18 protein-coding genes are annotated in these 24,492 nt (G+C 67.1%); 5 read left to right on the top strand and 13 right to left on the bottom strand.

The annotated features are described in order from the left end of the window. Nucleotides 1-81: 81 nt before the first annotated feature. Entirely contained in the window at nucleotides 82-2,055 is a 1,974-nt protein-coding gene (locus tag ACVN90_RS05190; protein ID WP_475101096.1) for a DUF7657 domain-containing protein, read from the top strand. Between the two features lie 34 nt (nucleotides 2,056-2,089). On the opposite strand, the gene ACVN90_RS05185 is transcribed toward ACVN90_RS05190, so the two are convergent. The 7 genes from ACVN90_RS05185 to ACVN90_RS05155 form a co-directional block, all read right to left on the bottom strand. Then, nucleotides 2,090-2,959, bottom strand: coding sequence for a glycosyltransferase family 2 protein (locus tag ACVN90_RS05185; protein WP_475101095.1), 870 nt, complete (start codon nucleotides 2,957-2,959; stop codon nucleotides 2,090-2,092). After that, nucleotides 2,956-3,633 carry a hypothetical protein gene (locus ACVN90_RS05180; protein ID WP_475101094.1) on the bottom strand — a complete coding sequence of 226 codons (678 nt, stop codon included), beginning with the start codon at nucleotides 3,631-3,633 and terminating at the stop codon, nucleotides 2,956-2,958. The genes ACVN90_RS05185 and ACVN90_RS05180 overlap by 4 nt, the downstream gene beginning before the upstream one ends. A gap of 278 nt (nucleotides 3,634-3,911) precedes the next feature. Beyond that, the gene (locus ACVN90_RS05175; RefSeq protein ID WP_475101093.1) at nucleotides 3,912-5,168 is read right to left on the bottom strand and encodes an ABC transporter ATP-binding protein; all 1,257 of its coding nucleotides are present in this window, start codon (nucleotides 5,166-5,168) and stop codon (nucleotides 3,912-3,914) included. 7 nt (nucleotides 5,169-5,175) lie between these two features. Then, complete coding sequence (locus tag ACVN90_RS05170) at nucleotides 5,176-6,096, bottom strand: ABC transporter permease (protein ID WP_475101092.1); 921 nt, start codon at nucleotides 6,094-6,096, stop codon at nucleotides 5,176-5,178. Between the two features lie 49 nt (nucleotides 6,097-6,145). Next, a complete protein-coding gene (locus ACVN90_RS05165; protein ID WP_475101091.1) occupies nucleotides 6,146-8,062 on the bottom strand; it encodes a rhamnan synthesis F family protein in 1,917 nt (638 codons plus the stop codon). 2 nt (nucleotides 8,063-8,064) lie between these two features. Beyond that, a complete protein-coding gene (gene rfbA / locus ACVN90_RS05160) occupies nucleotides 8,065-8,937 on the bottom strand; it encodes a glucose-1-phosphate thymidylyltransferase RfbA (protein WP_475101090.1) in 873 nt (290 codons plus the stop codon). Between the two features lie 55 nt (nucleotides 8,938-8,992). After that, the gene (locus ACVN90_RS05155) at nucleotides 8,993-10,795 is read right to left on the bottom strand and encodes a glycosyltransferase family 2 protein (RefSeq protein ID WP_475101089.1); all 1,803 of its coding nucleotides are present in this window, start codon (nucleotides 10,793-10,795) and stop codon (nucleotides 8,993-8,995) included. Between the two features lie 112 nt (nucleotides 10,796-10,907). On the opposite strand from ACVN90_RS05155, the gene ACVN90_RS05150 reads away from it, so the two are divergent. Then, nucleotides 10,908-12,209 carry a glycosyltransferase family protein gene (locus ACVN90_RS05150; protein WP_475101088.1) on the top strand — a complete coding sequence of 434 codons (1,302 nt, stop codon included), beginning with the start codon at nucleotides 10,908-10,910 and terminating at the stop codon, nucleotides 12,207-12,209. Here ACVN90_RS05150 and ACVN90_RS05145 read toward each other — a convergent pair. Then, on the bottom strand, nucleotides 12,159-13,943 hold the full coding sequence (locus tag ACVN90_RS05145) for a glycosyltransferase family 4 protein (RefSeq protein WP_475101087.1): 1,785 nt from the start codon (nucleotides 13,941-13,943) through the stop codon (nucleotides 12,159-12,161). The genes ACVN90_RS05150 and ACVN90_RS05145 overlap by 51 nt on opposite strands. Nucleotides 13,944-14,325: 382 nt before the next feature. Here ACVN90_RS05145 and ACVN90_RS05140 point away from each other — a divergent pair, with 382 nt between their 5' ends. The 3 genes from ACVN90_RS05140 to ACVN90_RS05130 are packed head-to-tail and all read left to right on the top strand — an operon-like array spanning nucleotide 14,326 to nucleotide 17,934. Beyond that, entirely contained in the window at nucleotides 14,326-15,459 is a 1,134-nt protein-coding gene (locus tag ACVN90_RS05140; protein ID WP_475101086.1) for a glycosyltransferase family 2 protein, read from the top strand. A gap of 49 nt (nucleotides 15,460-15,508) precedes the next feature. Next, nucleotides 15,509-16,507 (top strand): dTDP-glucose 4,6-dehydratase, encoded by a 999-nt coding sequence (rfbB, locus tag ACVN90_RS05135; protein ID WP_475101085.1) that lies wholly within the window; start codon nucleotides 15,509-15,511, stop codon nucleotides 16,505-16,507. Then, the gene (locus tag ACVN90_RS05130; protein WP_475101084.1) at nucleotides 16,507-17,934 is read left to right on the top strand and encodes a sugar nucleotide-binding protein; all 1,428 of its coding nucleotides are present in this window, start codon (nucleotides 16,507-16,509) and stop codon (nucleotides 17,932-17,934) included. The genes rfbB and ACVN90_RS05130 overlap by 1 nt, the downstream gene beginning before the upstream one ends. A 41-nt stretch (nucleotides 17,935-17,975) precedes the next feature. Here the strand turns inward: ACVN90_RS05130 and ACVN90_RS05125 are convergent, their stop codons facing one another. The 5 genes from ACVN90_RS05125 to ACVN90_RS05105 form a co-directional block, all read right to left on the bottom strand. Next, nucleotides 17,976-19,928, bottom strand: a complete 1,953-nt coding sequence (locus tag ACVN90_RS05125) for a cell wall-binding repeat-containing protein (RefSeq protein ID WP_475101083.1) — start codon at nucleotides 19,926-19,928, stop codon at nucleotides 17,976-17,978. Between the two features lie 216 nt (nucleotides 19,929-20,144). After that, a complete protein-coding gene (locus ACVN90_RS05120) occupies nucleotides 20,145-21,275 on the bottom strand; it encodes a glycosyltransferase (protein ID WP_475101082.1) in 1,131 nt (376 codons plus the stop codon). Continuing rightward, on the bottom strand, nucleotides 21,275-22,762 hold the full coding sequence (locus ACVN90_RS05115) for an LCP family protein (RefSeq protein WP_475101081.1): 1,488 nt from the start codon (nucleotides 22,760-22,762) through the stop codon (nucleotides 21,275-21,277). The genes ACVN90_RS05120 and ACVN90_RS05115 overlap by 1 nt, the downstream gene beginning before the upstream one ends. Beyond that, nucleotides 22,759-23,226 (bottom strand): 5-(carboxyamino)imidazole ribonucleotide mutase, encoded by a 468-nt coding sequence (purE, locus tag ACVN90_RS05110; protein WP_475102065.1) that lies wholly within the window; start codon nucleotides 23,224-23,226, stop codon nucleotides 22,759-22,761. Before purE ends, ACVN90_RS05115 begins: the two co-directional genes overlap by 4 nt. A 106-nt stretch (nucleotides 23,227-23,332) precedes the next feature. Beyond that, nucleotides 23,333-24,469 (bottom strand): 5-(carboxyamino)imidazole ribonucleotide synthase, encoded by a 1,137-nt coding sequence (locus tag ACVN90_RS05105; protein WP_475101080.1) that lies wholly within the window; start codon nucleotides 24,467-24,469, stop codon nucleotides 23,333-23,335. Nucleotides 24,470-24,492: the final 23 nt, after the last annotated feature.

Here is a 24,492-nt window from a genome sequence, read left to right as displayed (position 1 = left end):
GTGTTAGCCTTCCGATGCCCCGCAACGTTTCCTCGCCATCCAGGACCTCAATTGTCAACTTCAGCAGCGGAGAGCGTAGCGGTGAACTCGCCGGTCGCCTCCAATGACGCTCGCGACAGCGAGGCTCCCACAGCCCCTCGACTCAAGCGCTGGCTGCCGTTCGTCCTGCCGGTCGTCGCGTACCTCGTCCTCATCCTCCTGGGGATCACGACCTCGAACATCGGGATCGACTCGCTGCGTCAGGATCCCTCGGATCCCCTGGGGCTTCAGCTCGGCCACACCCAGGCCATCCGTTCGGATGAGTACGGCACCGGATCCCCGTTGTGGCTGGGAGAGATCGCGCGGGGCGGGTCCGACGCCACGACGCCGCTCAGCGCCCCGGCGGACTTCATCCTGCAGCTCCCCGACGGCCCGATCTCGGGGATCGTCTTCTTCGAGGGCAGCGCGCTTGCGCTCGGACAGTTCGTGCCCGCGCAGATGCTGTTCGCCATGAAGTGGTGGCTGCCGACACTGCTCCTGTTCCTCGGCCTGCCGATCTGGTTCCGACAGATCACGGGAAAGCTCCGATGGGGCTATCTGGCAGCGGTCCTCATATTCCTCGCGCCAGGCAACGCCTGGTGGTCGGGACTCGCCGTCAACACCATCGGTTTCGTCTCGGCCGCGTGCGCCCTGACGATCTTCTCCTCTTCCTCCCTCGCACGGAAGAGATACGGGACCGCCGTAGTCGGATTCGTTGTCGCGGGAATCCTGTTCGCCCGCACCCCCACGTACTATCAGCCCTTCGCCATCATGCTGTCGATTCCGTTCGTGATCGCGACAGCGTTGGTCCTCATGCTCCAGGACGTCCGCCTGCGCTCCCGCGTCCTCAGCCTGGCAGCCATCACGGCCTCGGGAATCCTGTGGACCGCAGCCCTTTTCTGGGAGAGCCGAGACGTCCTCACCGCGGGGCTCACCACGGTTTACCCCGGTACTCGACTCAGTTCCGGCGAGGCGGTGCTGCCCGGGTTCGCGCTCGGCGCCACGAACCTCGCCGGCCTCTTCGATCCCGCATCCGTCGCGCAGACCAACCAGTCCGAGATCTCGACCTCCTTCACACTGCTGCTGGGCGTCACCGCCGTGCTGGTGGCGTTCGGTGGACGATGGTGGGTCGGCAAGAAGACGTTCACTGCGGTCTTCCTGACGATGGCGGTCGCGTCGTTGTTCTGGCTGGCGTGGATCAGTTTCGACTGGGGCTCCTGGAGCGCGGCGATCCCGCTCGTCAACCGCGTGCCCGCCGGCAGAGCTGTCCTCGGCCTCGGTTTCCTGGCAACGATCACCTTCTGCCTCTTCATGTCCCAGTACCGGCCGGGGTGGGGCGGGAAGTGGATCGTCCCGTCGACGGCTGCACTCGTCGCGGGCGCCCTCTCCGCTGCCGGCGGCATCCTGTTGCGTTTAGAGGGCTTCCTGCCAGGTCTTGGCCCTCGCCGCGTCGCCCTGGCAGCGCTCATCTGCGCTCTGGTCATCTTTGCTCTGGTGCGCTGGCCCGGAAACGTGTGGAGCATGGTGTCCGCGGGAGTCGCCGCCCTGTCGTTGTCGATCGTCGTGAACCCCGTGATCTTCGGAGTCGGCGACCTGCGCGACAGCCCAACCGCGCAGAAGTTCCTCGACTGGGCCGAGACGAGTCGAGAAGACGGCACCGTGTGGGCGTCCGATTCCCCGTACGTCGACTCGCTCATGATGGCGACTGGAACTCCGTCACTGAGCGGTCGTCAGATCATCGGGCCCGATATGAGCGAATGGCGCAAGCTCGACCCGGGAAGCGCGAACGAGAACGTGTGGAACAGGGGGGGAGCACACGTGAAGTTCGAGTGGGCGGACGAGGGTCTGCGTTTCGAGCAGCCGTACCCCGATGTGATCAAGGTCGTCGCCTCACCGTGTGTGGTCCAGTCCAGGTTGACCGAGCTCGAGTACGTCGTATCGTCTGAGGAGCTCGACGCCTCCTGCCTGACGCAGATCGACACCGTCGAGTGGTTCGGGCAGTCGCAGTACGTATACGAGCTGACGCCCGAGGGCTGACACCGGAGGCGCGTCGCCCGGCCCAGCGACTGGTTCAGGAACTCAGGTCGAAGCGGACGCCCGCGGCTGCGCCGCGCAGCGCGGCGCGGATCTTCGACCACCGGCCAGATTCGAGGAGGACGACCTTCACCCAGGCCTTCGTGGTGAACCACAGGTCCTCCCAGAACCAGCGCCCCAACCCATACCGCCGGATCACGATGATGCGATTCCTCGTCGCGTAGAAGTGTCGCATCGGCGAGTAGTCCGCCAGGTAGACCCGGCGGCCGAAGAGCCGCACGGGGTGCGCATCGCCGAACCGGTGATCGAGGATCGCGTCGTAGACCTTGAGATTCTGGAACCCACTCGCCGTCGCACGCAGGCAGATGTCGTGGTCCACGTAATCAATGAAGAGTGGCTCGTCGTGCAGACCGATCTCGCCCAGCAGCTCGCGAGAGAAGAGGGACCCTGAGCTGATGAGCACGTCGGTCGGAACGGCCCCGGTGCCGGACTCCCTCGAATAAATGATCCCCGTCGCATGCGATCGGAGAGCGGGAGCGACGATTCCGACACGACCCGTGACTCCCGCACGGGCCGCAGCCAGGACCTCCAGCATCCCCCCGGTGACGGTACTGTCCTGATCGAAGATCCACACGTTGCGGTACCCCGCCGCCAACGCAGCCCGCATTCCCGCGTTGAACCCCGCCGCGACGCCGACGTTGCCGTCCTGAGGGAGTATCGTCACCGATCGATCCGCTGCCAGCTCGGAGAGCACGGAGGTCGACGCCTCCGGCGAGTTGTCGACGACGTAGACGTGGTCGACCTGATCGCGCAGCCGACGGATGTTCTCCAGGATCTCCGGCTCAGGCTTGTACGCCAGCACGACGCCCGCTGTCGTCAGCCCGATGGAATCGTTGGTGTCCGTCACAGCGGCCTTCCGCGTTCGAGTCGGGTTCGGAGGTAGTCCCAGAAGAGCGGCTTCGTGTCGAACAGCGCCAGGTATTGGTTCGAGTCCTCGCTCGTGAGCGTGAACGGCGTGTCGACCTTGCGAAGCCGCCATCCACGTGAAGCAGCGTATGCGCTCAGCCACAGGTCCTCGATGAAGCCGTATCGCGCCGGGATGCGTGTGAAGAACCCGATGTCGTGCGCGACGCTCGAGTCGCAGACGCTGCCCCCCGTGCCCACGTAATCCACCTGCTCCTGCAACTCCGGCTCGCGTCGCTCCCAGTAGCTCCCCAGGATCACGAACGCCCAGAATCCGGCGTACGTGCCCGGTCGCCAGGCCTGGAGAAGGTCCCTCACGAAGCTGGGTGAGATGTCGATGTCGTCATCGAGCATCAGGAACGGCTCGGCTGACCCACGGCGGGTTACGCGGCGCGCCACGATGAAGCGCGCGATGCCCCCGATGTTGCGTCGGCTGCTGTGAAGCTCGATGCTCGCGATTGCGCCGGTGGCGTCCAACTGGGCGATGTCCTCGAGGTAGGCCCGCGTGGCAGAGGGCTTGTTGTTCCACAGGATCAGCCGAATCGGTGGGGCGCCCACTTGCTCCGACAGCTGGCGCAGCGTGGACGCGAATCGGTGGGGCCTGTTCCACAGGCACATGACCAACGGAATACCCGCTGAGGGAATGGTGCCGGCAACTGTGTCCAGCCTGAATCCGAGGATCACATATCGGAGCACTTCAGCACGCCATGCGGTGTGACGCAACGCCGTCGCAACTGCGTGCGGCGTGCTCCGGACCCGCGCGACGACGACCCCGAGCTTGCTGCGGCAACGCCGAACGAGCACCCGAGCGGCGTTGCGGGCACGCCGGCCGACTGCGCGCGGCAGCCGTCGGAAGAAGCGGAACGCGGAGTCGACGGAGATCACGTCGCCCTCGATCATCGCGCGGCGGCGCCGTGGTCGATGAACTCGGGCTCCATGTAGACCACACCGGCAGCGGCAGCGTACTGCGCGACGTTGAACGAGGAAGCCATCCTGGCATCGTCGAGGTGCCGGCCGCTCTCATCCATGAGCGAGATGTTGACGAAGTACTTCCCGGTCAGGAATCGGGCGTCCCGAAGGACGAATTCGACGTCACGGTGCCCGACCAGCGTCTCCGGCACCGCCCCGATCCGCTCGTTGGTGGTGCCGTAGACAGCAGTCCCGAGCACGGTGTCGATCTGGACGGCGCAGCGCCATCGGTCGAGAGGACGAGGCGACTCGAGTCCGACCCGGATCCGGATGTCGCTGCCCGGGACGACTTCACCCGCCTCGTTTCCATCGATCACCTGCAGCTCGGTGGAGAGGATGCGTGGCTGGGCCTCGTCCGCCGCCGCGTCCGCATCGCTCGCGTCTCGGCCCTCATGGTCGGGCCCTTCGGCGACGCGGCGCTCGTCCAGAATGTCGCGGAACCGCGCGACCGCGACGGCCGGCTCACCGTCGTACACGATCTCGCCGGCGTTGAGGAGGACGGCGCGGTCGCAGAGTTCTGTGATCTGGCCGAGCGCGTGGCTCACGATAATGATCGTGCGGCCCTCGGACTGGAAGGTGCGGATCTTGTCGAGACACTTGCGCTGAAATGCTTCGTCGCCGACCGCCAGCACCTCGTCGACCAAGAGGATGTCCGGGTCGGTGTGCACGGCGACGGCGAAGGCCAGTCGCACGTACATGCCGGACGAGTAGAACTTCACCTGGGTGTCGATGAAGTCGCCGATCCCCGAGAACGCGACGATGTCGTCGAACTTGGCTGCCGTCTGTTCACGGGACAGGCCGAGCACCGAGGCGTTGAGGTACACATTCTCGCGGCCGGTGAGATCCGGATGGAAGCCTGCCCCGAGTTCGAGGAGCGCGGCGAGGCGCCCGCGCTCTTCGACGACGCCGGAGGTGGGATCGATGATGCCGCCGATCACCTTCAGGAGGGTGCTCTTGCCCGAGCCGTTGTGACCGATCAGACCGATCGTGCTGCCCGCGTGGATGTCGAGGCTGACGTTGCGCAACGCCCAGAAGTCCTGACGATGCCGGCGCCCCGCGCGTCCGAGCGTGACGATGCGCTCCTTGATCGAGGAGTCCTTCCGAACCGTGAATCGCTTCGAGACATCGCGGATGCGCACGACCTCAGGTGCGGAGGTCGGCGAGGAGACGGCGGTTGCGTTCATCGTGGGGTCAGAGCTCCTGAGCGAAGTTTCCCTGCAGCCGCAGGAATGCACGATGGCTGATGAATAGCAGGACCACGCCGATCACCAGCGCGATGCTCAGGCGCAGGAGAAGATCGGAGGGCTGGGGCACGTCCTCACCGGCGACCCAGAACGCGTGCTGGAATCCGATCACGGCCAGCGTGAGCGGGTTGTTCGTGTAGATCTCGAGCACGACCGGGTTCTTCACGAGGCTCGCGACCATCTGCCAGGAGTAGACGATGGGACTCGCCCAGAACAGCAGCATAGTCCCGAGCTCGACGAGGTACTGCACATCACGGAGGTAGACGTTGAGCGCGCCGAACAGCAGGCCGAACGCCGTTCCGTAGACGACGAGCACGGCGAGGGAGGGGAAGAAGTACAGGATCTCGGTATGAAGCGGCGGCTTGCCCACGAGGAGGGTCGCGCCGAGCAGCACAGCGAGCTGAATCATGAAGTTGAACAGCGCGGATCCGACGCTGGCCAGCGGAAAGACCTCTCGCGGCAGGTACACCTTCTTGACCAGACCTGCGTTGCCGAGGATCGACCCCGTGGCGCCCTGCAGGATCTCCGTGAACAGGCCCATCGCGGTCAGACCGGCGAAGATGTACACCGCGAAATCGGGAATTCCGCGTGCGGCGCCGAGGAACTGCCCGACCACCACGAAATAGATCACGAGCTGCATCAGCGGACGAGCGAGCGACCAGACGAATCCGAGGGCGGAATCCTTATAGCGTGCCTTGAGATCACGCCTGATCAGGAGATCGAGCATCTCCCTGTGTCGGAGCAACTCCACCAGCGATGCCCAGATGTCCTTAGGCTTCAGGCCGGTGGATGCCCCGACCGGCTCCAGCGGGAGTTCCTGGAGACGTGCGAAGCGCTCCGGGGCGCTCGGTTCGGGGGGAGTTGACATCCTGAAGATCCTAGCGTCGGCGTGGCTGGGGGTTCGCCCCACGGAGCCTTCAGCCACGGGGCCGACGGATTCGTCGCATGGTCCTGCCCAGAACGGTGTCGCGGCCGGCGATTCGCCGGAGTGCGGCGCCGGTGCCGGGATGGTGGAGCCGGAGGTACATCCGGACGAAGTCCACGATCCGACCGCGACCGACGTTGCCCGCACCCCGCAGGAAGTGGATCGCATCCACCGTGTCGCCGGGCAGCGTCGCGGAGAGCTGGTCGATCTTGTACTCCAGCGCCGTGTGGCTGATCGACATGTACTCAGTGGTGGCGACCGTGCGGGTGTGGTAGCCGAGCTCCCCCGCGGCGTACGACGGCATCCGCTCAAGGATGTGCGCCAACCCGCCGTCCGCATACGACTCCGCGCCGCCGAACTGCGCGTATCGCCAGTCATGGCCGACCAGCAGCCGCAGTGCCTCCGGGCGGGCGATGAACATCGATCCGTACGGAGCGAGCGGGGACACGTCGTCCAGAGGCACGTGGATGCCGAGCCTCGCGCACAACTCCTGTGCGCCCTTCTTGTTCGCCCACCACGCTCGCCCCATGGTCGGGTAGCCGATGTGGATCATCGGCGGATACACCAGCCCCAGTCCGGGTTCGCGCTGGAAGAGCGCCAAAAGGTTGGCGGTGAAGCCGGGGCTGTCGAGCAGATTGCGGAACTGCTGCGCCTTGAAGTGGCGACCGATGTTGAATCCGTCCTGAGGGGTCTTCTTCGAATGCAGCTTCACGACGAGGTCGTAGCCGCCGCCGAGGAGGATGTCGCGACAGCCGATCAGGAAGGCACTCTGGTCGCGCCCGTCATTCGACTCGACGACACGGATCTCGACGCTTCCCCTCGCCGGTCCGCGCGCATCGATGATCCCGCGGATCCGTTCCGCCCGCTCCTCATCCGGGGTGGTCACGACGAGGTCGTACGCGCCGGGAAGCGTGTCGACCCGGTCGAGCATCTCGTCGGTCATGTCCGTGTAGAAGACGTGCAGGATCGCGACGACGCGCATCGAGCGCTCGGGGAGGCCTGTGAGGTCGACGTCGGGCAGGACCTCCAGCATTCCTGCATCGGCGTTGAGGATCTTCGGAGCGACGTTGCGTGCCAGGTTCTGCCAGAGCATCGGCATCGGGTAGCCGTAGGTCTCGACCTCTTCAAGGATCTCGCGGCCCACGACCGCATGGCGATCGAGGAACGGCGGGTAGTGGAAGAAGGGGCGCCGCTTGAGGATGGGGCATCCGTCCGCGAGAAGCAGGTCGGGATTGAACAGTGCCGGATGATCGGTCGGATAGTCCTCCGACGGAAAGGCGACGGAGTGCTGGAAGCCGAATTCGTCGAAGTGGTGGGTGAACACCGCCTCGTGCGTGAGGACGGCGTCGAAGTAGCCGGGCATCTCGGGGAGGTCCCGCCAGTACGCACGCCAGGCGTCGGTGAGGAACATCTCCCGTCGGACCGCGATCCAGAAGGACTGGAGATGGTAGTGGAGAACGCCCTTCCCCGTGAACGGATTGGGCTCTTCGCGAGCGTGGTCGGTCATCCCCCAGAAGTGCACGGCCCGTGAGGCCAGCTCGTCGAGCACGGGGCGGTAGGGACGGACCGGCCCGAACCATGTGTCGTTGGTGAGGACGACCTCGTCGAAGTCGGCGAGACGGTCGCCGAGATGATCGAGCGCGTGCTTGTGCGCCCAGATGTCGAAGCCGACGTTCTCACGGACGATGACCTCGTCGGCGGATGCGGCCAGCTTGGCTCGGCCCTCGTCGTCCAGCTTCCCGTTGACCACGACGACGATATGCGCCATGTCCGCCCGCATCCCCTGGAGCGCGTAGGGGATGTAGTCGTCGATCCCGCCCCGACGATCCCACACGGCGTAGACGCACAGGCGGCGCCCGCCGTCCGGAAACGGCGCCGGCGGTGGTGCGTGGTCTTGCGTGGCATGCACGCTCAGCGGTTGCCCTGCTCGATCGCCTTCAACAGGTATCTGCCGTACCCGCTCTTGACGAGGGGTTCGGCACGCTCACGCAGCTCGTCGTCGGTCAGGAAGCCCATGCGCCAGGCGACCTCTTCAGGGCACCCGATCGACAGGCCCTGCCGCTTCTCGACGGTTCGGATGAAATCGGTCGCCTCGGCGAGGGAGTCGAATGTTCCGGTGTCGAGCCAGGCCGTTCCGCGAGGCAGGAGCTCGACCTGCAGCGAACCACGGCGGAGGTACTCCAGATTCACGTCGGTGATCTCCAGCTCTCCGCGAGGTGACGGCTGGAGATCCTTGGCGATCTCGACGACATCGTTGTCGTAGAAGTAGAGGCCGGGCACCGCGTAATTGCTCTTCGGAGTCTCGGGCTTCTCCTCGAGGGAGACGACCCGACCTTCGGGGTCGAATTCGACGACGCCGTACGCCGTGGGATCGTCCACCCAATACCCGAACACGACGCCACCGGTCAGATCCGAGTACTGCCTCAGTCTCGTCCCCATGCCCTGGCCGTAGAAGATGTTGTCGCCGAGAACGAGCGCCGCCGTGTCCGACCCGATGTGGTCCTCGCCGAGGATGAACGCCTGAGCGAGGCCGTCGGGCGACGGCTGGGCCTTGTAGGTGATCGAGATGCCGAACCGCGAACCATCGCCGAGCAGTCGCTGGAACTGATCCGCGTCCTGGGGCGTCGTGATGATGAGTACATCGCGGACGCCTGCCAACAGCAGGGTCGAGAGCGGGTAGTAGATCATCGGCTTGTCGTAAACAGGCACGAGTTGCTTCGAGATGCCGAGAGTGATGGGGTGCAACCGCGACCCTGTTCCGCCAGCCAGAATGATGCCACGCATGAAGTCCAGTCTCTCCGATCCGCCGGGCGCTCTCAAACCGAGCGGCACGCGTGTGTCAGACCGACGCCAGTGAGAACTCGTCCAGCGCGTCCCTCGTCGCACGCAACGCCGTCTTGCCGGCGCGCGAAGCGGAAGCATGACCGTTCGTGCGCAGTTCGGTCCACACGGCGTCGTCGGTGATCGCGTCGCGCAGTGACCGTTGCAGCTGGTCGCGATCGTCGCGGCCGAAAAGCAACGCGTTGTAGCCATCGAGGACTTCGTGACCGAGCCGCGGATCGATCGGTGCCAGGTAGACGGCGCCTATCGACATCAGTGCGAACGGCAGAAGGCTGGACTGCTGCTCGGTGAAGAGGACCACCGCGCGAGGCCGCAGAGCCGCGACGTCTGCGGGGCGCGCGTCGGCTTCGAGGTGGATCGAAGCGAATCGCTCGGATGCGCACACGGCATCGACCGCAGACCGATCCGCCACGCCGGCACCGATCGTGACGATGGACCGCTCGGCGTCGTCGGACAGCGCATCCGGCTCGATCGCGGGCGCGATGCGCCGCCGGACCTCCCACGCCGCCTCGGCCTGAAGCTGAGCCGCGGTCCACCGATTGGGCGCGATGTAGTCGAACTCGGGGCGGTACCCCGCGACGATCCGGGACTGCAGACCAGGATCGGCGGGATGCCAGACGCTCTCGACCGCCGGCAGCAGGTACACCGGCACTCCCCCGCCGACCGTGGCGAGCCAGACCGTCTCGGCGGCCGTCCAGTCGCAGGCGACCGCGATACCCGCACGATCAGCGAGCGCCGCGATGAGAACCTCATCGCGCGGCTCGACGACCTCGACCACCTCGGCGACGCGTCCCTCGTTGCGCAGATCAGCCGCGATCCTCGCCAGATAGTCCCGCCAGAGCGGGTCGGAAGCCGCGCCGACGACGAAGCTGACCGGGGCGTCGTCCGGCACTCGGCGAGCGAGGTAGCGCGTCTCCCAGCGTCGCCAGAATCGCCTCATCGAGGCGAGCTCGCGCTGCCCCTGGCTGTATCCGCGGGAGGCCGACTCGTGATGCACGAGCATCGCCGCCGGCTGGTAGTAGCAGCGGATGCCGGATTCCCATGCGCTCAGCCCATAGTCGACGTCTTCGAACCCGAGCCAGTACTCGTCGTCCAGTAGTCCGACACGATCGAAGGCCGCGCGCGTGATGTAGGCGCACGCGCCTGAGATCGATCGGTTGTATCCCGGGACGTTCGCCGTCGGCTTGACGGCCGGGGCGCCGACATGCAGATGCCCGAACCACTGGGGCGCGAGGATGCGCGCGTAGTAAGTCCCGGCGTACTGGATACGCCCGTCCGGATACACCAGCTTCGGGCTCACCATCCCGATCATCGGGTCGATCTCGTACGCGCTGAACTGAAGCGCTTCCAGCCACCCGGGCTTTGCGACGATGTCGCTGTTGAGCAGCACGATGTCGTGGCGGGCCGCCTTCATGCCGACGTTCACGGTACCGGCGAAGCCCAGTCTGCGGTCCTTGAGGATGACGCGGACCCGGTCGTTCTCCAGTGCCTTCAGCTGCGCCGCGACCTCGGGATCGATGTAGTCGTCCACGATGATCACTTCGTAGTCGGCGTTCACGCACGTCTCCGTGATGCTCGCCAGGGCCGCCGTCAACAGCGGGAGGTCGTTGTAGCTCGGGATCACGATGCTGACAGGGCGGCCGTGCTCCGCGAACCACGCCGTCATGGCTTCGTTCGCGGCTGTCCCCCGAGTGTTGAGAGTATAGGAGCGCTCAGTCCACGCGGACTGGACCCGCTTCTGCCATCCCGCGGGCAGCTTCCCGATCGCACGACGGGCGATGCGATGGCGGAGGCCGGACATATCGATGCGATCCCCTCGGAGACTTGACGGAAACCTCATGGTACCTACTCCCCCCTCATACTCCCGTCGGCCACGCGTTGTCGTGGTCGCCGCCGACGTCGTAGGTGCACGGATGGCCGGGCCCGGCATCAGGTTCGTCGAGATCGCGCACCAGCTCTCCTCCGTCGCTGACGTGACGCTGGCGGTGGGGATCGATGGGAGCGACGCGGCCGCGCTGGAGGGACGCGGATTCACCGTCGCGGCTTACACGGGCAGGGACGCGCTCGTCGACCTCGTCGTGGCGCACGACATCGCCTTCTGCCAGCTGATCGACGACGAGGTCGTCCGGCAGGGCGTGGCGGCGGGGTGCCGATTTATCTTCGACCTCTACAACGCCCTTCCGGCCGAGGCGATCGGCGCCGAACGCATCGGCGGATTCGATACACAGCCTCAGAAGGACGACGTGTTCCGCGGGGTGCTCGACTTCTTCCGGTTCTGCCTGCGCGCGGGAAGCTACTTCGTGACCTCCAACGAGCGCCAGCGCGACTTCTGGATCGGCTACGCGTTGTCAGCCGATGCGCTTCTGCCGAGCGAACTCGACCACCGCACGCCCGCCGACGTGATCGGACTCGTGCCGTTCGGGATGGAGGACGGCGAGCCTCAGGCGAATGAGCACGGCATTCGCGGTCGGATGGGGATCGACAACGACGACCTGGTGCTGCTCTGGGCGGGAGGGATCTGGGACTGGTTCGACGCCGAGACGCCCATCCGGGCCGTCGCGGAGCTGCGACGCGACCGACCCGACATCCACCTCGTGTTCTACGGAACCACCCATCCGAATGCGCACATCGGCAAACCGGCGACGGTCGAGCGCGCCGAGGCATTGGCGAAGGAGCTCGGCGTGTTCGGCGACGGCGTGCACTTCATCGACGGATGGGTGCCGGCGGACCGGCGGGCGGACTACCTTCTCGATGCCGACATCGCGATCTCGGCCCACAAGGAGTCTTTCGAGACGCGATACGCGTTCAGAACCCGGATTCTCGACCACCTGTGGGCGACGCTCCCGAGCATCGTCACGGAAGGCGACTGGTTCGCGGACTACATCGGCGAGCGAGGCCTCGGCGATGTAGTCGGCTACGCCGACGTCGAGGCGACGAAGCGCGCGATACTGGCCCTCGACGACTCGGCGCGCCGGGAGGCCGCGCGCCGGCGGATCGCCGACGTGCGCGAGGACTGGCGCTGGTCGGCGACCACCTCGCCCCTCCGTGACGCGGTCTCGCACTGGGAGACACGACTGCGTCCGCGCCCCGACATCCCCGCCGTCGAGCCGGCTCGCTCCCCTGTCACCGTCCCGCGAAGCCGCCTTCGCGAGGCTTTGTCGCGCTCAGTTATCGGGACGCTTTACCGTCGCCTCCGCAAACGGGGCGCCCGCTGACCCTGCGGCGACCAACCCGCCGTAGAACGGTGCCGCGGCATCCAGCACGACCGGCCACGCGTACTCCGCGGCGGTTGCTAGTCCTGCAGCCGACAACCGGGCGCGCTCCTCGGGGTCCGCGAGCAGCCGGGTGATCGCGGCGGCCAGCGCAACATCGTCATCCTGGGGGACGATCACGCAGTTGTCGCCGTCGCGACAGAAGTCCGTGTTCCCGTGGGCGTCGGTCGTGATCACCGGGCATCCCGCGGCCATCGCCTCGAGGATCGGCAGGCAGAACCCCTCGTGACGTGATGTCTGCACGAAGATCGACGCGGTGTTGTACAGCTCGTTGACCTCCGCGTCTCGCGGCCGCTCCCGATAATCGGCGCGCTCGTCCTCCAGGATGCCCGGCTCCGTCCCGAAGAGCTGAAGACGTGGGCGGCCGTCCCCCATCGACCTCCACGCACGCTCGGTCATCGCGAAGTTCTTCTGGAAGAAGGACCGCCCCAACGCCAGGATCGTGTCGTCGTCGCGCGACCACTCGGGAAGGACCCGAAAGACCTCGGGGTCGTAGCCCAGACGCAAGATCGTCGGTGTCACGCCGATCTCCTCCAGCTCGCGCTCCTGGTAGGAAGCCTGGGTGACGCTCGCGAATTCGCGGCGGTAGCTGGCGACGACGGCCGACCTCGCGACTGCGTCATCGGGATAGAACCACGTCTCGAACTCCTGGATGAAATACACCGGGATTCCATGGCTCACGGTCGCGAGCCACACGATCTCCGCCGTCTCCCACCAGGTGGCGATCTTCACCGCATCCTCGTTGCGCAGCGACAACAGCAGGTCGTCGTAGTTGCGATACGTCACGACGTCGACCTCGAGGTCGAACCACGTCGGGCTGCCTTGGAGCGACCAGATTGCGACGTCGAAGCCTCGCGCTGCCAGGCCGTTCGCGAGTTCGAAGACGATGCGGATACCGCCGCTGATCGAGGTCGCGTTCAAGACGAAGATGATGCGTGGCTTGCCGTTCTCACCCGACACCCTTCGTTCGAACAGCCATCGCCGCTGCTCGCCCTCGATCTCGAGCCGTGGCAGTTCCCGCACGGGGACGACCGTGCTGCTCAGGCAGAGCGTCCGGAAGTTTCCGGCCCAGCCGTGGCGCACCAGCCGTCCCACCTGGGATTCGAGCGTCAGCCCGGCGAGTTGCCTCGCGGCGATGTCGACGCGGTCGATGGCGTAGGAAGTCGCATAGAAGCAGTGGGCAGCGGCTGTCAGGACATACCGCGGAACAGAGCCCTGCCTGTAGTCGGCCGAACCCGGCAAGGACGGGCCGACGTCGCCGGTCCTACGGTCGACCTCATAGCCTGCAGCGGTTCCCTCCGGCGATGCGTACGCCGGCGTCACGAAGCCGATCTCACGATCATGGTGATATTCATACGCAGCGTGCTGAAGCTGGGCGATCGCCTCAGGGTCGGGGAGCGGCTGGGTCGCGTCCACCAGGACGAAGTCCCAGCGGCGGCGGGTTCGATGCATCCATTCGAGGATGCCGGCGAGGTCGACGCTCGGCGCACCGTCTCGCCCGTCGGCCACGGTGAACGCGTCGGCATCGAGAACGCGGGCGTGGTGTGCGAGTTCGGGGGCGAGAAGCATGTGCGCGCGGAGAACGGCGTTCGTCCGCGCCAGCCAGTTCGCCACGTCCTCGTTGGAGGGTCCGAACACGACGACGACGAGATGCTTCCAGTGCACGCGGTGCCACATGGCTGCACGTTGCGATGTCAGCGTCGTTGTGACGCCGTTCGCGAAGGTCGAGCCGTGCCGCGCGCGGCCGAGATGCAGGGCGCGGCGGTGTGATGCGTAGCCTCGCGGGCCGAGCCTCAGCAGCGAAGCGCCTTCCCCCAGCAGAGCCGCGAGCCGATCGACGGCGCCGGCCGCAAACCGGGCTGCTCGTTGGATGATTCGTCTGAGCATGGCTTCCGATCCACCGTCGTCTGGCAACTATCGCCGAGTCTAAACACTCAATCTGATCAATCCAGGCAAATCCGGATGCGGTCGATCGGCTAGGGTCATCGCGTACCGCGCGTCGCTCGCGCGGACCTGCCGCCACCCGAACGCGGTGGTCACGACACGACGAAGGCTTTGCATGATCGCCATGACGATGATGGTCCGCGACGAGGCGGACATCGTGAGTGCCATGATCCGACATCACATCGATCAGGGCGTCGACCTCTTCCTCGTGACGGACAACGGCTCGGTCGACGGAACGAGGGAGATCCTCGAGTCGTTCTCCCGTGCCGGCAGCATCGAACTCGCGCACGATCCGCGTCATCTCAAGCAGCAGCACGAAGTCGTCACGCGCATGTCCCGCGAGGCCGCCAGACGGGGAGCGACGTGGGTCCTCAATGCCGACGCCGACGAGTTCTGGATGGCCAGGACGCCGGGGCGCACGATTCGCGAGGAGCTGGACGACATCGATCCAGCCATCGGCTCGTTCTCCGTCCCCGTCATCGACATGACAGGGTCGCCCGCACTCAGCGGCACCGGCTTCCAGAGGCTGGTGTATCGCGACGAGCGCCCCGAAGCCCTGCTGAAGGACCGCGGCATCCACGCACACTCCACGCCGAACGTGGCCTTCGTTCCGCGCGAGGACGTGGTCGTCGCGCAGGGGAACCATTTCGTCGACGTGGAGCCGAACGGGACGCTCGATGCAGACCGCGGCCTGACCGTTTATCACTTCCCCTGGCGTTCCTGGGAGCAGTTCTCCCGAAAAGTCGAGAACGCGGGCCGCGCATACGACGCGTCGCCGCATCTTCAGCCCAGCGCGAACCATCACGGCATGCGGGACTACCGGCGCTGGCAGGACGGCCTCCTCACCGCGTCGTATGTCTCCCGACATCCGTCGCCCGAAGACCTCGCTGAGGGGCTAAGGAATGGGTGGTTCACGGAAGACCGAACGATCGCGGATCTGTACCCCTCCCCTGTCCCCGATGTCTCGTTCCCCGAGGCGGAGGCGACCGCAGACCGTGCCCTGATGAAGAGGCTGGCGCCCATCGAGGAGCGCATCCAGCGGCTCGAGGTCGAAAAGCGGCAGGCGACCGATGATCTGGCGTTCGCGCGTCGCCACGTCGCCGAGCTCGACGAAGTGGTCGCGCGACTGCGGGAGCAGGTCGATCGGCTCGAGCGGGAGCGCGAAGAGGCGGCAGAGCGGATCGCCCGACTCGAGCAGACGCGGGTCGTGCGGTCGGCTCGACGTCTCGGGTTGCTCCGCGACTTCTGAGCCGAGCCCGCGGCCGAGTCGGGTCGCTGCCCACCGGTACCCTTGTGGGATGCGAAAACTCCTCGTGACCGGCGGAGCCGGGTTCATCGGCTCGAACTTCGTCCACCACGTCATCGCACACACCGACCACCACGTCACCGTGCTCGACAAGCTCACCTATGCCGGAAACCTGGCGTCGCTGGATGGCCTTCCGGAGGACCGGGTGAGGTTCGTGCAGGGTGACATCGCGGATGCGTCGCTCGTCGACGAGTTGTTCGCGGACGCCGACGCCGTAGTCCACTACGCCGCCGAGTCGCACAACGACAACTCGCTCAACGACCCGCGGCCGTTCCTGGACACCAACATCATCGGGACTTACACGCTGCTGGAAGCAGCACGCCGCCACGACACCCGTCTGCACCACATCTCGACCGACGAGGTATACGGCGACCTCCAGCTCCAGGACCCGGAACGGTTCACCGAGAACACTCCCTACAACCCGTCGTCGCCGTACTCGTCGACCAAGGCGGGCAGCGACCTCCTGGTCCGGGCGTGGGTGCGCTCGTTCGGCGTGCAGGCGACGATCTCGAACTGCTCGAACAACTACGGCCCGTATCAGCACGTCGAGAAGTTCATCCCGCGGCAGATCACGAACGTGCTCCGCGGCATCCGTCCGAAGCTGTATGGGGCGGGCGAGAACGTGCGGGACTGGATCCACGCCGACGACCACTCGTCCGCCGTGCTCACGATCCTCGACGACGGCCGGATCGGTGAGACGTACCTCATCGGCGCCGACGGCGAGAAGAACAACAAGGACGTCGTCGAATTGATCCTCACCCTCATGGGACAGCCCGCCGACGCGTACGACCACGTCACCGACCGGGCCGGCCACGACCTGCGGTACGCGATCGACTCGACCAAACTGCGCGAGGAGCTCGGCTGGCAGCCCGCCTACCGTGACTTCGAGGCCGGTCTTGCAGCCACGATCGACTGGTACCGCGACAACGAGGCGTGGTGGGCCCCTGCGAAGGACGCTACCGAAGCGTTCTACGCGACGAAGGGCCAGTGATGACCGGCTTCGGCAAGGCGCTCACCCCGACCGAGACGCCCATCCCCGGCCTCGTCGTGTGGGAGCTTCCGGTCCACGGCGACAGCCGCGGCTGGTTCAAGGAGAACTGGCAGCGCGAGAAGATGACGTCCGCGGGGCTCCCTGATTTCGGCCCGGTGCAGAACAACATCTCGTTCAACGATGCCGTGGGGACGACGCGCGGAATCCACGCGGAGCCGTGGGACAAGTTCGTGTCGGTCGCGACCGGCCGCATCTTCGGCGCGTGGGTCGACCTGCGCGAGGGCCCCACGTTCGGCGCTGTCTTCACGACCGAGCTCGACCCGTCCCGCGCGATCTTCGTGCCGCGCGGAGTCGGCAACGCGTACCAGACGCTCGAACCGGACACCGCCTACGTGTACCTCGTCAACGACCACTGGTCGGCTGATGCCACCTACACGTTCCTCAACCTGGCGGACGAGACGGCAGCCGTGCCGTGGCCGATCCCGCTCGAGCAGGTCGAGATCTCTGGCAAAGACCTCGCACATCCCCGCCTCGCCGATGTGACCCCGATGGGCCCGCGGAAGACTCTGGTCCTCGGTGCGAATGGCCAACTGGGTCAAGCGCTGCGCGCCGAGCTCGGCGATGCCCCGCACCTCGAGTACGCGACCCGCGCCGACCTCGACGTGGCCGCCACCGAGTTGCCGACCGCACGTCGCTGGCGCGACTACGCGGTGATCGTGAACGCCGCCGCGTACACGGCGGTCGATCACGCCGAGACGGACGAAGGTCGCCCGGCCGCGTGGGCGACGAACGTCGCCGGCGTCGCCGCGCTCAGCCGCATCGCCACCCAGAATGACATCACCCTCGTCCATGTGTCCAGCGACTACGTGTTCGATGGGACCGACGACAGCCCGTACGGCGAAGATGCGCCGTTCGCCCCGTTGGGTGTCTACGGCCAGACGAAAGCCGCCGGCGACGCGGTCGTCGCCACCGTGCCGCGGCACTATATCGTGCGTACGTCCTGGGTCGTCGGAGATGGCGGCAACTTCGTCCGTACGATGAACTCCCTCGCAGACCGCGGGGTCGACCCGCGGGTCGTCGACGACCAGGTCGGCCGTCTGACGTTCACTGACGAGATCGCCCGCGGCATCCGTCACCTGATCGAGAACCGGGCGGACTACGGAACCTACAACCTCACCGGCTCCGGTGAGCCGGCCGCGTGGGTCGATGTCGCGCGCGCGGTCTACGCCGAAGGCGGACACGACGCGAGTCGTGTGTCGGGCACGTCGACCGCGGAGTACTTCGCGGCCGCGACGACGCCGGTCTCACCTCGTCCCCACCGCAGTGTCCTTGACCTCGCCAAGATCACTGCGACCGGATTCGCCCCGCGCGACTGGCGCGAGCAGCTGTCCGACTATGTCGCCCGGCTTCGGGCGACCGCAGAGTAGCAAGACTGACCACGTCCCGGGCGGTACCGCCCGGGACCTCGTCAGCACCGAATCGACTGCAGGACCGCGTCGGAGAGGGCCGCCGGTCCGCCGATCAGCGTCGCCCTCGTCGTAGCGTGCGTGATCATGTAGTCCTTGACCGCCCCCATGAGGCACCCGGGGAGAGTCACGACAAGCGGTGCGCGCTGCTGGCCGGCAAGCACGGCGCCACTCAGGGCGTCCGGGAAGTCTGCACCGGATGCGATGTAGACGTGCGGCGCAGTCGATGGATACGCGGCGGAGGCCAGAAGTCTGCTCGTCTCGTACCGGTCCGCTCCGCCCTTGCGATCGACGGTGATTCCGAGTCCCGCGAGCTGGGTCGCGATGGACTCGGGGATGGCCACCGGACCTCCGGCCAGGACAGCGGTCTTCGCGCCGAGCGCCTTCAGCGCGTCGACCGTCGGGCTGTCGAGACTTGCCCAGTTGCCGTTGACGAGCATCACCGGCGCGCCCTCGGCCGCGGCTGCGCTGGACGCGGACAATGCGTCGGCGTACCCGGTCCCGGTAGCGAGATAGACCCGGGGGGCCGACGTCCAGGCGGACGCCACGACCGCGCGCGACGTGGCGAAGCGGTCTGCGCCGCCGATCCTGTCGATCTTCGCGGACGGACCGACGATCGCTGCGACTGCATCACCGACGGCCGTCGATACCGAGACCTCGCCGCCGAGGATGACGACCCGAGTCGGCTTCAGCCGAGTGATGGCAGCTGCGGTCTCGGAGGGAAGCCAGCCGGCAGCAGTGAGCAGGAGCGGAGCACCCTGGCGTGCAGCTGCGGCCGATCCGGACAGCGCGTCCGGGAAGTTCTCGCCGGACGCGAGGTACACCGTCGTGGCCTGCGCGGGGTGCGTGCGAAGAGCGATCTCCGCAGCGGTCGCCCAGCGCGTATCGCCCGCCATACGGTCGGAGGTGTACGCGATTGCCGGCGCCGGCGTGAGGTACTGGCTGCTCACCCAGAACGTCGCGCCGTCGATTCGGATGCGTGACCAGTCACTCGAGGTGCCCGTGCGGGTCACGATCGTCCCCTGGCTCAAAGACCTCGCTGGAGGATCGCACGCGGTGGTAGGCGCAAGCCTGGCATTCAGCGACGCCACATTGACCACGAACTCTCCGTCCGCTGCAGTCACGGAAGCGGGCTGTGCGCAGGCATTCGCCGGGACCTGTGTGGAGCCGAACCAGTCCGTGAAGAACTGATAGAAGTTGCGATTGCCGTACGAGGCGCACATATCCGTGGAACTGCTGTACCCCGCGCGGAGCGCCGCGGCGTTCGGCTGGTAGGGCGTGTAGTAGTAGAGATTCGCGGTCGCCTGGTTCTGAATGTAGACGGGAGCCGACCCGCATTTATCCACCCACACGCCGTTCTCGAGGAAAAGCGGATGCCACATGATGTTCCAGGTCTTGCCCGGCGCGTACCAGGTGAAGTAATTGCTCGTGCCAGGCGGGTTCGCATACCGCTTCAGCTGCCACGCGGCGTAATACACCTGATTGAAGAACCCCGCGTATCGCTCATCGCAGGCGGCGGTGTCGGGGCAGTTCTGGCCCATCGCCGCGTCATATCGCCATACGCTTGGCCAGACATGGCTGACGAGGCCCTGCTCCTTCTCGAGCATCACGAGGAAGACCTGAGGATTGATCCCGCACGCCTGCGCGACCTTGTAGATGATCCGCGAAGCGCGCTCACTCGTTCCGCCCGCGTACGCACCGCACATGGGGTCAGCTGCCGTGCTGCGAGAGGCGTCATACCAATCCTTCAGGCACGTGTACCCAGACCTGCACGTAGGCACCTTCTTCTCGAGGAACGCCTGGATTTGCGCCTCGGTCATCGAGTCCTTATAGAAGAAGACCGCATCGCTGATGATGTTGCCGGGCTGGAACTTGCTGAGGTCGGCCGCGGGACGAATCGACGCGGCAGCCTCGGTGAGGACCGGCGGTGCCGCCTGCGCGGCTGGCGGCGCCACCGGGGCCAACAGTCCGATGATCAGCGCGAAGATCGCCCCGAAAAGCCCGATCTTCGACGTTTTCGACGCGACCGCGCCCCTACTTATAGCCCCCGCCATGTGAACAGTGTGACCGATGTGACGAATGAGTACAACATCCGCAACAGAAGGGTATGCATCGACACGGAGCTCACAACCGACGCCAAGCCGAGCATGGCGTGATTATGTAACGCATCCCTACAGTTCGGCGTGCAGCATCCACACCTTGTCGGCGGCCTCGCGCCAGGAGAAGGCACGACCGCGATCCCCCGCGAGCACGCCGAGACGCTCGGCGGCGGCGGTCGACCCGATTCCCGACGCCAATGCCGCGCCGAGCGCGTCCGCGAGGCTCACAGCATCCGTTCCCGACACCAGCTCTCCCCCGTCGAACACGACCTCGTCGTGCACCGCCGACGAAGCCGCGATCACCGGCACACCGAGTGTCAGGGCATCGACCACGCGCCACGGGAACGAGGCCCGGCGCGAAGGCGCCACGAACGTAACTGCCGCGCCGAACACCGCAGCCCGGTCAGAGGCGTCAAGAACCCCCCGCACGTGCAGCACCCGCTCCGGCAGCCCGGCCGCAGAGGCGAGGTCCGCAACCGCGGGCTCGTGGCCATCCTCGACGTCGATCACGACGACAGGGAGATCGACACCGGATGCCGCGACCGCAGCGAGTCCTACATCCAGTCCCTCCGAGCCCAGCGGACCGCCCGCGAGCAGCACATAGCCCTCGGGTAACCCCAGCGACCGCCGACGCCCGACCTCATCCGTCGGCACGGCGAACCCCGACGGCGACGCCCCGGCGATGACACGCAACCGGTCTCGCAGGCCCGGTGCGATCTCCAGCAGCCGTGCCGCCAGCGAGTGCGTCGGCACCACCACCGCGTCCGCGTGCTTCACGGCGCGCTTCAGCATCGCCTTGTGCCACGCGACAACCGCGCGGGGCAACTCCGCCGGCGATTCCCACGGCCGCAGGTCCCACACCGTCACGACCGTCTGGTCATGGTCGTGCACCCGATCGTGACGCACCATCGGCGCGAAGAGCGACGGCGAGTGGATCATCCCGCCACCGATGCCGGTACCGACGCCCAACTGCAACGCAGCAGAGAGCTCCCGACGAGGCAACGCGGTCCGACGCACCCCCGCCAGCCCCGGCACCGCATCCAGCGCGCCTTCCACGCCACCGGCGGGCGCGATCGCCTCGACCTCACACCCCGACGGCGCCCCGAGCACGAGCGCCCGCGCGAGCTCGCGCGACGCCTCGGCGAGCTCCGGTTCAGATGGCGCGACCAGCTGATCCAGCATGACCCGCAGCGTGGCAACCATCACTCAGCCCCGGGGGTGGGGGTCGGCGGGTGGAGCGTCGTCTGTACGAGCTCGGCGATGTACGCGTAGTCGGGGGCGAACTCGTCGATGCCGCCCTCGGGAGTCAGCTCGAGAGTCTGCACCGGCTGCTCCTTGGCCTTGAGTCCGAGGTCCACGAGAGTCGGGATGAGCGACTGCGGCAGATCGGTCTCGACGATGTCGGCGCCGGCGTGCGCGACGTCCTGGAAGCGCGTCAGCACGACCTGCGGCGTGAACTGGGCGAGGATCGCCTCCTGCAGCTCGCGCTGACGCCGCATGCGATCGAAGTCGCTCGTCGTGTAGCGCGAGCGGGCGTACCACTGGGCGGTGTCGCCGTCCATGTGCTGCGGCCCCGCCTCGATCCAGCCGATCGCCCAACTATCGACGTCGGCCGGGTTGACCCCCTCGCCCGGCCCGCCCTTGGGCAGGCGCTCCACGACGTTGATGTCGACCCCGCCAAGCGCGTCGACCAGGGACGCGAACCCGTGCATGTCGACGAAGACGTAGTACGGAATCTCGATGCCCAGGATCCCGGACGCCGCGTCCTTCGTGGCCTCGATCGCCGGCGTCGAGCCCTGCGCCTCAGCGTCCGGATACAGTCCGACGCCGCGATCCTCGCGGCACTGCTCGACGGCGTTGGTCAGCTGGTTGATTCCACTCCCCCAGCCGCAGGTCGGGTCGCCGTGGCCTTCAAAGCCGTTCGGGTACTCGTCCTGCATCGGCCCTTCCGCGAACGGGAAGTTCGGCATGTCACGAGGGATGCCGGTGATCGTCGTCGCGCCGGTGGTGGCGTTCACCGAGACCACCGAGATGCTGTCGAACCTCATCGAGTCGCGGCCTTCGCCGCTGTCGGCACCCAGCAGCAGGATGTTGTAGTAGCCGTCCGACGGGGGCACGGTCGGGCCGCTCGCCCCGAAGATCGTGCTGATCGTGCTGCGGACGGCTCCGACGGCGTTCGACGCGTACACCGCGGTGCCGCTCGCGACCACGAGAAGCCCGACGGCGATCAGTGCAATCGCGAAGCGCGCGAGGCCGCCCGTCTTCACGAGGCGCACCAGGCGCAGCGTGTCGATCGTCAGCACGATCCACAGCACCGCGTACGCGATCAGCAGCCCCTGTGCGATCAGCAGCGGCAGCGGGCGCAGCAGCCCGAGCCAGTCAGGAAGCCACGCGCTCGTGACGATGCTCAGCCCCGCGGTCGGCGCCAGCAGCGCGAACAGCAGCGCGATGACGAGGAGCACCCACATCACCAAGGTCGCTGCGATCCCGAGCCGACCTAGTCGGCGATTGCCCGCGAGCACCTGCGCGGAACCCGGGATGAGGAAGTTCAGCCCGACCAGCCACCACCCGCGGCGCGTCATGACGGCCCGGGACGAGGCATCCGGGTATCGCATCGGCCGTTCCTGGACGAACGCCGGACCGCCCACACGGGCGGTGGCGGTGGTGCGAGGCGCGCTCACGACGCTCACAGCGACTCCTTGAGCCGCCGGTTCTTCTGCTCGACCTGCGCTTCGAGGTCGCGCGCGTACGCCTCGACGCGATCCGCGACCTCGGGATCGGACGCCCCGAGGATGCGCGCGGCGAGGAGTCCGGCGTTCTTCGCGCCGTTGATGGAGACGGTGGCGACCGGGATGCCGGCGGGCATCTGCACGATGCTGAGGAGCGAGTCCATGCCGTCGAGGGTCGCCAGCTGCACCGGTACCCCGACGACCGGGAGGGCGGTGAGGGATGCCAGCATCCCGGGCAGGTGTGCCGCGCCTCCGGCGCCGGCGATGATGACCCGAAGGCCTCGCGCGCGCGCCTCACGCCCGTAGCGGACGAGCTTGTCCACCGTGCGGTGCGCCGACACGACCTCGACCTCGTGCGGGATGCCGAAGTCGGTGAGCGCCTGAGAGGCGTCGCTCATGACCCGCCAGTCGGAGTCGGAGCCCATGACGACGCCGACGAGCGGCGCCTCGGAGGAATGAAGGGGCGCAGTCACTCGTCAAGGCTAGGGGGCGAGGCTGGAAACTCCCCGCAACGGCGCGCTTCCGGGGACTTCAGTCCAGGAAGAAGGATGCTGCGGCCCGCGCCTGGTAAGCCACGTCGTCGAGTTCGTCGCCGACGACGTTGACGTGACCGACCTTGCGGCCGGGGCGTGGCGCCTTGCCGTAGGTGTGGACCTTCGCCTGGGGGTGCTCGTCCATCGCGGCGGCGAAGCGCGCGTCGAGGGACTCCTCGGCCGGCCCGCCCAGGATGTTGACCATCACGGCCCACCCGGCGACCGGGTCGGTGTCGCCGAGCGGCAGGTCGAGCACGGCGCGCAGGTGCTGCTCGAACTGGCTCGTGACGGCACCGTCTTGGCTCCAGTGGCCGCTGTTGTGCGGGCGCATGGCGAGCTCGTTGACGAGAAGTCGCTCGTCGGTCGTCTCGAAGAGCTCGACCGCCAGCATCCCGGTCACACCCAGACCCTCGGCGATGGAGACGCCGATCTGAGCCGCCACCTGCTGTAGGCGGTCGCTCGAGTGCGGGGCGGGCGCGATCACCTCGGCGCAGACGCCGTCGCGCTGCACAGTCTCGACGACCGGGTACGCGCGGACAGCGCCCGACGGCCTGCGAGCCACCTGCTGCGCGAGCTCGCGCGTGAAGTCGACGAGCTCCTCGACGAGGAGGGCGCCGCCGTGGGCGTCCTCGGCGAGGGTCGCGAACCAGTCGTCGGCCTCGGTGCCGGCCGACACGACGCGCACGCCCTTGCCGTCGTACCCGCCGCGGGGCGTCTTGACGACGGCACGGCCGCCGTGGTCGTCGATGAAGGCCTGCAGCTCGTCGGCGTTCGTGACGGCCGCCCAGTCGGGCTGCGGCATCCCGAGCTCCTGCAGGCGTGCGCGCATGACGAGCTTGTCCTGAGCGAACTTCAGTGCGTCGGGGCCGGGGTGTACGGAGATCCCCTCCCCGACGAGGGTCGCCAACACGTCTTGCGGCACGTGCTCGTGGTCGAAGGTGACGACGTCGACGTCGCGGGCGAAGGCGAGCACGGTGGCGGCGTCGCGGTAGTCGCCGACAGCGGTCGCGGCGAGGGATGCCGACATCCCCTCGTCCTCGGCGAGCACCCGGATCTCGACTCCGAGCTCGACCGCCGGCGCGATCATCATGCGGGCCAGCTGCCCACCCCCGACGACTCCGACTCGCAGCGCCATGCCATTCCCTCTCGTAAGCCTCC

The sequence above is a fragment of the Microbacterium sp. F01 genome (assembly GCF_056156365.1).
Note: the sequence above shows the minus strand (reverse complement) of the source record. Positions and strands in the feature narration are given on the sequence as shown.